Consider the following 12,911-nt stretch of genomic DNA (forward strand, 5'->3'; position numbering starts at 1 on the left):
ACATGCCAAAGGATCAGCCATGCTGGACAAAAGCCACAAACCCACCTGGACCAGTTTCGAAACAGCCACCAAGGCCGACTGGGACGCCGTGATGGAGTATGAAGAGGCGTATAATGCGGCCCTGCCAGACCGTATCCTCGATGCCATCCGCTCGTTGGACGAAGAATGGACGCCCTATCCGGTCAACCGCTACCAGCACAGCCTGCAAGCCGCGACACGTGCTTACGAAGACGGTGCGGATGAGGAACTGGTGGTGGCGGCGTTGATCCATGATACCGGCGATATCCTGTCGCCCTACAATCACGGAGAGCTGTCAGCGGCGATGATGAAGCCTTACGTCAGCGAAAAGACGTATTGGATTCTCAAGCATCATTGTGTGTTTCAGGGGTACTACTACAACCACCATCTGGGCGGCGACCGCAACGCGCGCGACAAATATCGCGACAGTCCTTATTGGGAAGATTGTCGCTATTTCTGCCATGAATATGATCAGAAGGCGTTTGACCCGAATTATCCGACCAAGCCGCTGGAGTTCTTCGAACCCATGTTGCGCCGCGTCCTGAACAGGGGCGAAGGCCATATGGAGCTGAACGAAACCGCCGATGACGGCAAAACTGGCTAGGAACCGGATCAGGCGGGCCAGCCCGGCCCGCCTGTCTGATCAGCAGCTCGCCATCAGGCGATAGACGATCTGCGCCGCGGTGAAATCCCAGGCGGCATTGCCGTCGGGGGCCAGTTCGACCACGTCGAAGCCGACGCATTTACGACCCTTCAACGCATGTTCCACCAGGCGAAGCGCCTGATAGTATCCCAGCCCGCCCGGAACAGGCGTGCCGGTCGCGGGCATCTGCGCCGGGTCCAGCCCATCAACGTCAAAGCTGACATAGACCAGTTCGGGGAAGTCGTCGGGCAGGTCGACGGCATGGATGTTGCCGGTCACCAGCTCTTCGGCATCCACGTGGAAGACGTGGTTCCTCAGGCGGCTTTTGGCTTCCTCGGTGGAAAAGGCGCGCACGCCGAACTGGGCCAGTGGGATACCTTCCTCGGCCAGCAGATGCATCACCGAGGCATGCGAGTGTTTTTCGCCCTGATAGGCGTTGCGCAGATCGGCATGGGCGTCGATCTGCACGATACCGACGGGCTGGCCCAGGGCGCGGGTCACACCCATGACCGCGCCATAGCTGAGCGAGTGTTCACCGCCCAGCGTGACCGGCACCTTGCCGGCACGGACGGCGGCCTCGGTGTGCTGGGCGAGGCGCTCCATGACGTCCGGCAGCGGGCCGGCGCAATCCAGTGGGGCTTCGGTAAAGATGCCTTCGACGCAGGGTTCCGCGTGACCCGTGATGCGTTCGAGTTCATTGCTGGCCTCGATGATCGCTTCAGGGCCTTTGGCGGTGCCAGACCCGTATGAGACCGTGCGCTCCAGCGGCACCGGGATCACACGGAACCGGGCGTCTTCGCTGCGTTCGGCCTCGGTCAGTTCGCTGTCGAGGAAAATGCTCATGAAAGTCTGTCCTTAAAGTCGTCATAGCCGAATTCCCTGATGATCTTCAGGTCATCGGTTTCGCTGTTCCACAGGGCGATGGTGGGCAGGGGCACGCCGTTGAACGTGTTGGTCTTGACCATCGAGTAATGCGCCTGATCGAGGAAGGCAAAGCGCTGCCCGATCCGCAGCGGCTCGGCCCAAGTGTAGTCGCCGATCACGTCGCCCGCCAGGCACGAGGGGCCGCCCAAGCGATAGGTGTGGCCGGTTTCGGCCTCGTCCATCAGGGCGGGGCGATAGGGGGCCTCGATCACGTCGGGCATGTGGCAGGTGGCCGAGATATCGGTGATGGCGAGGTTCATGCCATTGGTGGGCAGGTCAAGGATTTCTCCGACCAGAATGCCTGCGTCCAGGGCGACGGCCTCACCGGGTTCGAGGTAGACGTCGACGCCATATGCCTCGCGTATGGTTTTGATGAAAGCCACCAGACCCTCACGGTCGTAATCGTCGCGGGTGATGTGGTGACCGCCGCCGAAATTCAGCCATTTGAGCTGGCCCATGAATGGCCTGAGTTTTGGTTCGACAGCCGCCCACGTGCGTTGCAGCGGCTCGAACCCTTGTTCGCAGAGTGTGTGCATGTGCAGGCCGTCAACTCCGGTCAGAGTCTCGGCAGTCAACTGGCTGACCGGCGTGCCCAGGCGTGAGCAGGGCGCGCAGGGATCGTATTTCGGCACCTCACCTTCGGAATGTTCCGGGTTGATCCGCAGGCCGACCTGAACGCCCGCGGCCTGGGCTTTGGTCAGGAACCGGTCTTTTTGCGCCGGAGAGTTGAAGATGATGTGATCGGACAGCGACAGGATTTCGTCGATATCCGTGTCCTTGTATCCGGCGCAGAAGGTGGCAACCTCGCCGCCATATTCTTCGCGGCCGAGCCGTGCCTCGTAGATGCCGGACGCACAGGTGCCGCCGAGGTGCTGGCGGACCAGCGGGGCCAGCGAGAACATCGAAAACGCCTTGAGCGCGCTCAGGACATGCGCGCCGGACCGGGTGCCGATGTCGGCGAGGATGCGCAGGTTTCGCTCAACCGCCTTTTCATCGACAACAAAGCAGGGGGTTGGCACGCGGCTGAGGTCGAAATTGCGAAAGGCACCGGCATCGCCGGCCTGTGTTGTCATCATGTCGGACATTTCAGGCGTCTCTGAGTTCGTGGAGAGGCCGGGGGCTCTGCCCGTCGCCATTGTCGCTCGGACCAATGGCGCGACAATGGCAACCCCCGGAGTATTTGGAAAAAGATGAAGTCAGAATTCGACCGGGCCGTCGAGTTCGTGGACCTGCCAGGGCAGGCCGTGTTCATTCAGCATGTCCATGAAATCATCCGGATCGAGCTGTTCCATGTTCCACACGCCGGGCTCGCGCCAGTTGCCTTTCAGCACCTGTGCTGCACCGATCATGGCGGGGACGCCGGTGGTGTAGCTGACGGCCTGAGAACCAACCTCGCGGTAGCACTCTTCGTGATCACAGATGTTGTAGATGTAATAGGTCTTCTCGCCCGAGCCGTCTTTGGCCTGACCCGTCGCGATGTCGCCGATGCAGGCCTTGCCCTTGGTTTCCGCGCCCAGATCACCGGGATCGGGCAGCAGGGTTTTCAGGAACTGGATCGGGATGATTTCCTTGCCGTCATGCATCACCGGATCGATGCGGGTCATGCCGACATTTTCCAGCACCTTGGCGTGGGTGATGTAGGCGTCGCCGAAGGTCATCCAGAAACGGGCGCGCTCGATTTCGGGGAAGTGGGTCGAGAGCGACTCCAGCTCCTCGTGATACATCAGGTACATGTTCTTGGGGCCGATGGCGGGGAAGTCGAATTCGACCTTATGGGTCATGGCGGGGGAGTGTTTCCATTCGCCACCTTCCCAGTGGCGCACCTCGGCCAGCACTTCGCGCAGGTTGATCTCAGGGTTGAAGTTGGTGGCAAACTCCTGATCGTTGCTGCCGCCATTGGCGTCCAGAACGTCGATCTGGCGGATGGTGTCCAGCTTGTGTTTCTTGAGCCATTTGGCAAACACGCTGGTCACGCCCGGATCAAAGCCCGAGCCGAGGATAGCGGTCAGGCCCGCCTCTTTGAACCGCTCCTGATAGGCCCATTGCCAGTGGTATTCGAACTTGGCCTCGTCCTCGGGCTCGTAATTCGCGGTGTCGAGATAGTGGATGCCAGCTTCAAGGCAGGCATCCATCAGCACCAGATCCTGATAGGGCAGGGCGAGGTTCACGAGGATCTCGGCCCCGGTTTCCTTGATCAGTTTGACCGTGTCTTCGACCTTGTAGGCGTCCAGCTCGGCGGTCTTGATCTCAACGCCGACGCGTTCTTTCACGGCTGCGGCGATGGCGTCGCATTTCGATTTCGTGCGGCTGGCCAGCGTGATTTCGGTGAAGATGTCCGAGTTCATCGCCATCTTGTGCACGGCTGCGTGGGATACGCCGCCTGCGCCGACAACCAGTGTTTTGCCCATGGTCTGTCTCCTTCTTATTCGTAATAGGTGTAGCCGTTGATCGAGTCGCGATAAGCGCTCATCAGGGTTTTGCGGTCCTTGGCTTTCAGAGTACCGGTCGAGATCGCCTCGTCCACCATTTTGCGGAAGGCGGCGACGCAGTCGGTGGGGTCGAATTCGACATAGGACAGCACCTGACTGATCGTGTCGCCCTCTTGTTCGTGCAGCAGGTCGAACCCTCCGTCAGCGCGCAGGTCGATGGTGACGACGTTGGTGTCGCCGAACAAGTTATGCAGATCGCCCAGCGTTTCCTGGTAGGCGCCGACGAAAAAGACGCCCATGAAATATTCATCATCTTCCGGCAGGGTATGCACCGGCAGACTGGGTGAAACACCGTCGGCCAGGATGAACCGGTCGATCTTGCCGTCGCTGTCGCAAGTGATGTCGGACAGGACTGCGCGGCGGTCGGGTGTTTGGTTCAGGCCCTGCAAGGGCACGATCGGATGCAGTTGGTCAATGGCCCAGACGTCTGGCAAGGACTGAAACAGAGAAAAGTTGCAGTGGTAGATATCGGCCACTTTCTCAAGCTGGTCGTCCACGTCGGTTTCCAGATCGTCACTGGCCGCCAGCGCCTTGAGGCGGGTCATCAGCGACAGGTAGATCCGTTCGGCCCGGGCCATCTGGCGCAGGTCTACATATCCACGGCGGAACAGGGCGCGCAATTCGTTGCGATAGAAGGTGGCGTCGTTCCAGCATTCCTGAAGACGGTCTTTGCTGAGATAGCCGTGCACCGCGGCAAGGTCTGAAACCATGTGGTGATCGTCGGCTTCAACCTCGGGGCCGTTGGGCGCATCATAGAGCGTGCTTTCCAGCACGTTGAACACCAGCATCGACGACGTCGCCACCACCGCGCGGCCGCTTTCGGTAACCAGCGTCGGGTGGTCCACCTCGGCCTCGTCCATGGCATAGGCCACGGTTTCCACCACATTAGCGCAATATTCCTCGACCGTGTAGTTGATCGAGTTTTCAGCCGCCTTCTTTTCACCGGTATAGTCCACCCCCATACCACCGCCGAGGTCCAGATGGGTCAGCGGCACGCCCTCGCGCGTCAGTTCGGTGTAATAGCGGCAGGCCTCGCCCACCGCGCGGCGCACGTCGTTGACGTCCTGCACCTGAGAGCCCAGATGCGAATGCTGCAACTTCAGGCAATGCAGAAGGCCCGCGTCGCGCAGCTTGTCCACCGTGGCCACCAGTTGATCGGTGTTCATACCAAAGGCGGACCGGTCGCCCGAGCTTTCTTCCCATTTGCCGCTGATCTGGTTGGTCAGCTTGACCCGCACGCCAATCAGGGGTTCAATGCCCAGCTCTTTGTATACTTCGATCACCGTGTCAGCCTCTTTCGGGCTTTCAAGAACGATCACCGTGTTGAACCCGATCTTGCGGGACAGGATGGCCAGCTGGATGAATTCGGCATCCTTGACACCGTTGCAGACGATCAGCGCTTCGCTGGCCAGCCGATGTGCCAGCGCGATCACCAGTTCGGGTTTGGACCCGGCCTCGAGCCCATAGTTGTACTTCTTGCCGAATTCGACGATCCGGTCGACGACCTGGGCCTGCTGGTTCACCTTGATCGGGAACACACCGCGATAGCTGCCCCTGTAGCCGACGCGGGCGATGGCTTCGCGGAAGCTTTCGTTCAGATGCGCGATCTCGTGTTCCAGATAGGAAGAGACGCGCAGAACCATCGGGGCCTTGATGCCTCGGTCGTTCAGATCGCTGAGAATACCTGGCAGGCTGATCGCGCCAACATCGGGAGCCAAGGGATTGCGCAGACCGATCTCGCCCTGCTCCGTCACCTCGATGAGGCCTTTGCCCCATTTCTCAACTCCGTAGATCGAATGCGGTGCGTCGGGCGTCTGTTTCAATCAAGTCGGTCCTTAACGTTGGGGTGCCAGTTTCGCGCCCGGCAATACGGCAGCTGTTTGATTCTTCCAAGTCTAAACTATGTGACGGAAAAATCCGAATTTCATGCCGGTGGGCTGATCGGGACCAGATGATTGTCCCACTGGCACATCGCGCGGGTCCGGATCTCGGGGTGCGCAGTGGTCAACGCGCCGAACACACCGGTTCCGGTGGTGAAAACCAAATCGTTTGGGCCGGAACCAAGCCCGCAGACATCCTCAAGCTCGAACGCATCGCTGAATGTGCCACTGGCCACGTCGAACCGCTGCAACGCATTGCCGCGTGGACAGGTGATGGCAACGGTTGTGCCATCCGCCGAAAACGCGATGCTGCCCGCATAACCTTGCAGCGTGCTCTGATCCTGCACCGGCGCAGACAGAAGGTACGGGGTTTCCCCCTGACGGTGCAGGCCCAGCAAGGGCGGATGTTCGGCTTTGCTGCCCTGCCACTGCATCGCAAAGCCCACCAGCCCGTCGCGACGGACCGCCAGATGGCGGATCGAGTTCTTGTGAAGCGAAGGCGACAGCGACACCTGTTCCTGAACCAGGCCCGTTAGGGAAAGGTAGGTCAGGTTGGGCTTCATCGTCGGCAGGTTCAGCTTCGTGCGCCCGGTTTCGGGATGAGTTTCGATACCGCCATTGGCAATCACAAGTGTTTTCCCACCCGGCATCAACCGCATGTCATGCGGCCCGACGCCGCCGGACGGGAATTCGCCCAAGCGCGCAAAGGTTTCAGCGTTCCAGACGCCTATGATACCTTTTCCGGCCTCGTAATCGTTTTCGGTGGCAAAGAAAATCGTGCCGTCGGCTGAAAAAGTACCGTGACCATAGAAATGCCGGCCTTCCGGCGCCGTCAGCCGCGCGATCGGTGATCCCGTCACGCAATCAATCACCACGGCAAAGGTGCCCGGACGGCGCGCAAAGGCGACGGCCTGTGCTTTGACCGGATGTGCCGCCGCCGCATGCCCGCGCGCGGGCAGGGGCACGGAAAACAGAAGGGTTCCCTGTGCATCCAGCCCGGCCAGTCGATACGAACCATCCGGAAACAGCGCTGCGGCCAGAAACTCCGGCGTGCCCACCGAGGCCCATCCATGGATCGGAGGAAGAGAGGTTGCAGCAAGCCCTGCAAGGAAACGGCGGCGCGATGTCACGGATCAATCTCCGTCCAGAGAATTGAAGCCTGCGCTGATGCCCAGCGTCGGGCCAAGTTCAGTCGAAGCAATGGCGCGAATATCGTGGATGGACTGTTGCAGGGCCTCGATACGGAACCGGGCCTGCGGATCCGAAACGCCCGCCAGCGCCGGGTCGTCAATGGGCTGGGCATTCTCAATGGCGCGCGCAAAGGCAGCATCCAGATCCGCGGCGATATCGGGATGATCAAAGGCCAATCGCGATGCAAGATCACGAAGGGCCATCAGCGAAAGTTCGACATGGCGCAAGGATCGCTTCGACCGCCACGCTTCGGCGCGGTTCGGACGCGGGCGGTCGAACGTGCCCAACGGGCGACCAAGCCGAGTGTCGGCCGTGAACTCAAGACCCGTGGACAACGCCTTGAACAGTTCCTGCATCGCTTCGTCCTGCGTTCGGTAGCGGCCGTTTTCACCGGGCCGGGTCAGGCCGGGGGCATAGCTTTGCCAGTCATCGGCCATCGCCCGTGCGTTGGCATCAATGTCCGCCGCGATCGCCTGAATCAGCGCGCAGCGGTAATCCGCATTGCCCTGCTCTGCAAAGGCGGGATCGAACAGCATTTGTTCCAGCGCAAAGAACCCGCGCCCGGCTATGGATGTCTCGGCATAGGCTTCGGGGTCTTGCACGGCGTCATCCTCGGTTGCGATATGCTGGGACAGGGCTTTGGTGGTGAACCCTTTCGTGTCGGGCCAGAACGCCATGGCAAATGCACGATCATCGACCTCGGTCGGACCGAAACGCAGGTGACTGGCGGAAATCCAGCTGTCGAAGGCCGCATCGTAAGCCGCGCGCAACGCAGGTGAGGTCGGATCGCAATCCACCCGCGATGCACTGACCAGAGCCCCGGTCGTTTCCGGCAGCTTGTCGAACCTGGGCAGTATATGTGTCTCGGCAACGTCCATCAGGATCGGTGCGCGGTCCTGCGCCTGTGCGGCAAGCGGCATCATCAACGCGGCAATAATTGTAAGAATACGCATGGGTCAGAGGCTCTCCAGAAAACGGATCAGGGCGTCGCGGTCAGTTTTCGGCATCGACACAACCGCATCGCGCGCGGCCTGGGCTTCGCCGCCGTGCCACAGGATCGCCTCGAGCAGATTGCGTGCCCGCCCGTCATGCAGTAACTGCGTGTGGCCCGAGACGCGTTCGGTCAGACCAACACCCCACAAAGGCGGCGTCCGCCATTCGCGCCCCGTCGCGCGGGCCTCGGGGCGGTGATCCGCCAGACCTTCGCCCATGTCATGCAGCAGCAGATCCGTGTAAGGCCAGATCAGCTGAAAACTGTGCTCGGGCCGATCTTCCAACCGGTGGGTGACATGGGCCGGAGTATGACAGGATGCGCAGCCGGTCGTGTGAAACACCTCTTTGCCGCGCAAAACCTCGGGGTCGTCGACATCACGGCGGCCGGGCACGCCCAGATTGCGGCTGTAGAAAACCACCAGGTCCATGCCCTGCTGATCGATCTCGAACTCGCGGGTATCGGTGTCGCCATGCGGGGCCTCGACGCAGTTCACCTGCAAGTCCGTGCAGTCCCCCTGAGGTGCCGGGTAAAGCGGGCTTGAAATACCGATATCCCCGGCAAAGGCTGCGGCGGATTGCTCCATCACCGTCGGCATGCCTGCCTTGTGCCCGAACCGGCCCATCATCGGGGCGCCGTATTCAACAGACCAGACGATGTTCGGACGGCCCGAGATGCCATCCCCATCCACGTCGTCGGGATCAGCCTTGGCCAGAAGGTCTTCGACCGGGATCGCCTCGAGCAGGCCAAGCCCGATCATCTGTGGTGCGACCCTCGGGCTCAGCATTGCATCCGGGTGCAGAGGGCCATAGCCCAGATCAGCGGCCCTGTAAGTCGGGCGGCGCAGTGACGCGGTCTCGCCGTCAGAGAGTTCAACAGGGACTTCTTCGTAAGAGATATCCAGCCGATATTCCGCCGGATGCCCCGCAAGCGCGAAATCCTGCATCTGCCCGCCATAGTTGGGATCGGGCCGGGTGGCGATGTAATCCTCGATCTCGGCATACCCGTCTTCCGGCGCGCCGGGGATCGAGACCCGAAGGAACATTGAGACCGCGTTGTCATCGGGCCCGTTCGGTGTGTGCCCCCGCCCATCCTTTATATGGCAACGCTGGCAGGATCGCGCGTTGTACAGCGGCCCCAACCCGTCAGAGGCCAATGTGGATGATGGTGACGACACCCAGATTTTCTTGAACAACCCGTTGCCGACCTTGAAATCCAGCTCCTGCTCGAAGCTCAGATTGCCCGAGGGTTGCGAGAACGCATCCGCGTCGTTGCGGACCCGGACAGTTGCCGCCCCGGCCGAGAGTTCTTCGAACGGCTGCGACACGCCAAAATCCTGCGGGGGTGCCGTCACGGCGGCAATGCGGGCGCGTTCCTCGTCGGTGCGGGGGGTGAATTTCAGATGCAGGTCCCGCAGCTCGGCTGCCAGGGAGGGGGTGGCCGCCAGGGCGGCCACTGACAGGGCAAAAAGACTATTCGCCTTCGTCCATTTTCGATGCGTTGAGTTGCGCATAATTGGCTTCGCCGATCCTTTCATACAGGTCGAGCTGCGTTTCGAGGAAGTCGATATGTCCCTCTTCATCGGACATCAACTGTTCGAACAGCGACATGGAGACAAAGTCGCCGGCCTCCCGACAATACTCGCGCGCTTCCTTGTAAAGTGCCCTGGCGTCGATCTCGGCCGCCAGGTCGCATTCCAGCGTTTCCTTCGGCGTCTGACCGATCCGCAACGGGTCCAGTTTCTGAAGGTTGGGGTGACCTTCCAAAAAGATGATCCGTTCGATCAGCTTGTCCGCGTGGCCCATCTCTTCGATGCTTTCCTCGCGGCTTTTCTTGGCCATATGGCCAAGGCCCCAGTCTTCTTGCAGGCGGTAATGCAGCCAGTATTGACTGACGGCAGTCAGCTCATGCCGCAGAGACTTGTTCAGATATTCGATGACCTTCGGATCGCCTTTCATCAGCCTTCTCCTGTGTTGCTCCGGCACGCAAAGTGCGGAGTTGCATGGGGACTTCCAGATTACCGCTGGCCCGCATTGTGTCTAGGAACAGCGGCATGCACCCGCCACAATCCGCCGATTTGCCAAGGGCATGGTAGATCTTGCCGGGGGTGATGATGGTCCGCGGATCCGCCGTGCGCATCCAGTCGATGGCGGCACGGATGTCGTGATCGGATATGTTGGTGCAGTGGCAGACAATCATTGGTCTTGGCTCGTTTCGCCGCCCTGTCAGGCGATCAGTAAGGGTTGCTCGGGCCGGAAAGAAACCCTCTCCGGCCCGCTTGAAGATTAATGGAAGACGGCGTCCGGGTTATCCAGGCTGTCTGACCCTTCAAACGCAACCCCGTCCAGCTCCAGCGCGGTTACGATGCGCTCGATCGTTTTGGTCTGATCGATCAGGCCGTTGACGCCGCCCATGATCAGGGCCTCACCGCCTTCGTTACCGCGCTCAAGCATCTGGTCATAGGCAAATCCCGCCTCGGCCGTTGTCTTGATCTTGCCTAGGGCCTGCATGGTGGCGGCCAGTTTCGCTTTCATCTCGGTATCCAGCGCCGGATCGGTGGCGATGACCAGATCGGCCAGAGATGCGCCCGAAACCGGGGTGCCATCAATGCGGGTATAGCTGCCCAGATAGACGTTCTGGATGCCCAACCCGTCATAGTAATGGCTGTTGTGGGTGTTGTCCGAAAAGCAGTCATGTTCTTCTTCGGGATCGTTCAGCATCAGGCCAAGGCGCATCCGTTCGCCGGCTTGCTCGCCATACGAGAGAGAACCCATGCCGGTCAGGATCGCGCTGATGCCTGCTGCTTCGTTCTCCACAAGGGCTGCGCGCGCCGCTCCGCCGTCTTTCCACTGATCCGCCATCCAGGCCAGATCGCTGACCAGCAGTTCGGTCGCAGCGCTCAGATATTGCGCGCGACGGTCGCAATGGCCGCCGGTACAGTCCTCGCCCTGCGCATAATCAGTCGCTGGGCGGTTGCCGGCACCGGCGCCATGGCCGTTCATGTCCTGACCCCACAGAAGGAACTCGATGGCGTGATACCCGGTTGCCACATTCGCCTCGATACCATCGGCTTCGTGCAGGGTGTCGCTCAGCAGTTCGGGGGTGATTTCGCTGGCATCAATGGTCTCGCCCGACAGTTGGAAACTGGGGGTGGCGATGACGTTCAGCACGGCAAATTCGTTTTCGTCCGTCGCGCCGCCATAGGCCGCGTCGACATAGTCGATCAGCCCTTCGTCCAAGGGCCAGGCGTTTACCTTGCCTTCCCAGTCATCAACGATGGCATTGCCGAAGCGATAGACTTCCGTCTGCTGATAGGGGACACGCGCAGCAACCCAGGCCGCGCGCGCCGCGTTCAACGCTGCGTCCGAGGGATCGGCGATCAGCGCGTTGACCGCATCCTGCAATTTCCTGGCTGAAATCAGGCTGTCCTCAAATTTGGCTTCCGCAATATTGGCATAGGTGTTCAGTACATCTGCCTTGGTGGGGGCATCACCCGAGATCGCGGCGGTTGCCATGCAAAATGTCAGGGCGCTGGCAGTGGTGAATAACTTGGTCATAGGAGTTCGGTGCTTTCCTGTCAGAACTGTCGGATCGCGCGGGGATGCCCCGCGGGTTTCGCGAAGAATTAACTGAGTGATTTAGTCGGTAATGTCAACCTGAGTTTTATTGTCGGATATAGGCAATGATAGTTGAATCCCACGCTCTTCCCCAAATCTGGCGAGCTCTGATTCGAGGGTTAACGTTGCGTGGCAGGTGATTCGCGGTAAAATCACTGTTGTGATTCTGTTAAAGGCGGTTTTTGGTTAATGAAGTGCTCTGTTCTGGCGTTGTCTCTTTTTCCGGCAGCTCTTGCCGCTCAGGCGACGCAGATCACGCCCACCCATCAACATGGGTCCGGTCAATTGGAAATCGTGTTTACGGACACGGAATTTACGCTGTCGCTCAGGGTTCCAAGCATTGACATCATTGGGTTCGAGACCCCGGTGGCAAGTGATGACGAGCGTACGCGTGTCGCCATCGCGATTTCCGAACTGTCCAAACCACTGGATCTGTTTGTCGTCCCGCCCGACGCCGTGTGTTTTACCGCATCTGCAAACGTGATCCTGACGCATGATATTCCGGGGCAGCAGGACAACGCGGGCGAGGGGGGCACGTCATTCGCAACGGGCGAACATTCGGAATTTCAGGCTGACTACGTTGTTCAATGTCAGGATATGGATGCGCTGACCACGATGGAATTTGCGTATTTCCAGCGGTTCAACGGGACAGAGAAGCTGAACGTTCGCGTCGGATCAGGCGCGGCGACCAGCGCCCATGAAATCACGCGCGCCGCGCCCAGGCTGGATATGACGCAAATCCGTTAGAAATGGCGCTTGAGCGCCTGTTGGGCGGTTTCAGGCACGCAGCCGAATCTGTCGAGCCAAGATTGCCCCGTCCATCCGTGGGGTGCCGGGCAGAAAACGAACACCTCAGATCGAAGCATATTGCTCCCCGGTGCGATCTTTGAATGCAGCAAGGACGAAACCTGTAATTTATATTTTTTGCAAGTGGTTATGGCCTTTGAGGTTGCCGGACTTCGCTGAATCAAAAGTCTCCAATTGAGGCAAAGATTAACGAATAAGGGCACAAGAATCGCATGTATGACAAGTTCTCGCAAAACTTATGCCAATATCCAAATCTATTGGTACATCATCCTGCCGATCTGTTGACTAGTCCGGTTTTAATGAGGGGGTATCTCGGCAGGGTTAGGGGGATGCCCGTTCAGGCCCGTCATG

Annotated in this window: 12 protein-coding genes; 2 read left to right on the top strand and 10 right to left on the bottom strand. The window is 59.9% G+C overall.

The window, feature by feature from the left end:
* Positions 1 to 19: 19 nt before the first annotated feature.
* On the top strand, positions 20 to 622 hold the full coding sequence (locus I9184_RS00945; RefSeq protein WP_152458899.1) for an HD domain-containing protein: 603 nt from the start codon (positions 20 to 22) through the stop codon (positions 620 to 622).
* A gap of 39 nt (positions 623 to 661) precedes the next feature.
* On the opposite strand, the gene speB is transcribed toward I9184_RS00945, so the two are convergent.
* From speB to I9184_RS00995, 10 genes are all read right to left on the bottom strand, one after another.
* Positions 662 to 1,504 (bottom strand): agmatinase, encoded by an 843-nt coding sequence (speB, locus tag I9184_RS00950; RefSeq protein WP_171634201.1) that lies wholly within the window; start codon positions 1,502 to 1,504, stop codon positions 662 to 664.
* Complete coding sequence (gene nspC / locus I9184_RS00955; protein ID WP_209832342.1) at positions 1,501 to 2,670, bottom strand: carboxynorspermidine decarboxylase; 1,170 nt, start codon at positions 2,668 to 2,670, stop codon at positions 1,501 to 1,503. The genes speB and nspC overlap by 4 nt, the downstream gene beginning before the upstream one ends.
* A 111-nt stretch (positions 2,671 to 2,781) precedes the next feature.
* The gene (locus I9184_RS00960) at positions 2,782 to 3,993 is read right to left on the bottom strand and encodes a saccharopine dehydrogenase family protein (protein WP_209832344.1); all 1,212 of its coding nucleotides are present in this window, start codon (positions 3,991 to 3,993) and stop codon (positions 2,782 to 2,784) included.
* Between the two features lie 14 nt (positions 3,994 to 4,007).
* A complete protein-coding gene (speA, locus tag I9184_RS00965) occupies positions 4,008 to 5,897 on the bottom strand; it encodes a biosynthetic arginine decarboxylase (RefSeq protein WP_209832346.1) in 1,890 nt (629 codons plus the stop codon).
* A 101-nt stretch (positions 5,898 to 5,998) separates the two neighbouring features.
* Complete coding sequence (locus I9184_RS00970) at positions 5,999 to 7,084, bottom strand: DUF1513 domain-containing protein (protein WP_209832347.1); 1,086 nt, start codon at positions 7,082 to 7,084, stop codon at positions 5,999 to 6,001.
* A gap of 3 nt (positions 7,085 to 7,087) precedes the next feature.
* Complete coding sequence (locus I9184_RS00975; protein WP_209832349.1) at positions 7,088 to 8,098, bottom strand: imelysin family protein; 1,011 nt, start codon at positions 8,096 to 8,098, stop codon at positions 7,088 to 7,090.
* 3 nt (positions 8,099 to 8,101) lie between these two features.
* Positions 8,102 to 9,649 carry a di-heme oxidoredictase family protein gene (locus I9184_RS00980; protein ID WP_209832351.1) on the bottom strand — a complete coding sequence of 516 codons (1,548 nt, stop codon included), beginning with the start codon at positions 9,647 to 9,649 and terminating at the stop codon, positions 8,102 to 8,104.
* Entirely contained in the window at positions 9,609 to 10,094 is a 486-nt protein-coding gene (bfr, locus tag I9184_RS00985; protein WP_170346155.1) for a bacterioferritin, read from the bottom strand. Before bfr ends, I9184_RS00980 begins: the two co-directional genes overlap by 41 nt.
* Positions 10,042 to 10,335: a (2Fe-2S)-binding protein gene (locus tag I9184_RS00990; RefSeq protein WP_171722804.1), complete on the bottom strand. Its 294-nt coding sequence runs from the start codon at positions 10,333 to 10,335 to the stop codon at positions 10,042 to 10,044. The genes bfr and I9184_RS00990 overlap by 53 nt, the downstream gene beginning before the upstream one ends.
* 86 nt (positions 10,336 to 10,421) lie before the next feature.
* Positions 10,422 to 11,693, bottom strand: a complete 1,272-nt coding sequence (locus tag I9184_RS00995) for an imelysin family protein (RefSeq protein WP_209832352.1) — start codon at positions 11,691 to 11,693, stop codon at positions 10,422 to 10,424.
* Positions 11,694 to 11,942: 249 nt separating this feature from the next.
* On the opposite strand from I9184_RS00995, the gene I9184_RS01000 reads away from it, so the two are divergent.
* The gene (locus I9184_RS01000; protein WP_209832354.1) at positions 11,943 to 12,500 is read left to right on the top strand and encodes a DUF2796 domain-containing protein; all 558 of its coding nucleotides are present in this window, start codon (positions 11,943 to 11,945) and stop codon (positions 12,498 to 12,500) included.
* Positions 12,501 to 12,911 lie beyond the last annotated feature (411 nt).

This window comes from Ruegeria sp. HKCCE3926 (assembly GCF_017872515.1).
Taxonomy (GTDB): domain Bacteria; phylum Pseudomonadota; class Alphaproteobacteria; order Rhodobacterales; family Rhodobacteraceae; genus Ruegeria.

What these genes read in the sequence shown, in the direction of transcription:
- I9184_RS00975 (WP_209832349.1), bottom strand. Translation starts at nt 8,098, where the DNA reads ATGCGTATTCTTACAATTATTGCCGCGTTGATGATGCCGCTTGCCGCA.
- I9184_RS00995 (WP_209832352.1), bottom strand. Translation starts at nt 11,693, where the DNA reads ATGACCAAGTTATTCACCACTGCCAGCGCCCTGACATTTTGCATGGCA.
- speB (WP_171634201.1), bottom strand. Translation starts at nt 1,504, where the DNA reads ATGAGCATTTTCCTCGACAGCGAACTGACCGAGGCCGAACGCAGCGAA.
- nspC (WP_209832342.1), bottom strand. Translation starts at nt 2,670, where the DNA reads ATGTCCGACATGATGACAACACAGGCCGGCGATGCCGGTGCCTTTCGC.
- I9184_RS00945 (WP_152458899.1), top strand. Translation starts at nt 20, where the DNA reads ATGCTGGACAAAAGCCACAAACCCACCTGGACCAGTTTCGAAACAGCC.
- bfr (WP_170346155.1), bottom strand. Translation starts at nt 10,094, where the DNA reads ATGAAAGGCGATCCGAAGGTCATCGAATATCTGAACAAGTCTCTGCGG.
- I9184_RS00960 (WP_209832344.1), bottom strand. Translation starts at nt 3,993, where the DNA reads ATGGGCAAAACACTGGTTGTCGGCGCAGGCGGCGTATCCCACGCAGCC.
- I9184_RS01000 (WP_209832354.1), top strand. Translation starts at nt 11,943, where the DNA reads ATGAAGTGCTCTGTTCTGGCGTTGTCTCTTTTTCCGGCAGCTCTTGCC.
- I9184_RS00980 (WP_209832351.1), bottom strand. Translation starts at nt 9,649, where the DNA reads ATGCGCAACTCAACGCATCGAAAATGGACGAAGGCGAATAGTCTTTTT.
- I9184_RS00990 (WP_171722804.1), bottom strand. Translation starts at nt 10,335, where the DNA reads ATGATTGTCTGCCACTGCACCAACATATCCGATCACGACATCCGTGCC.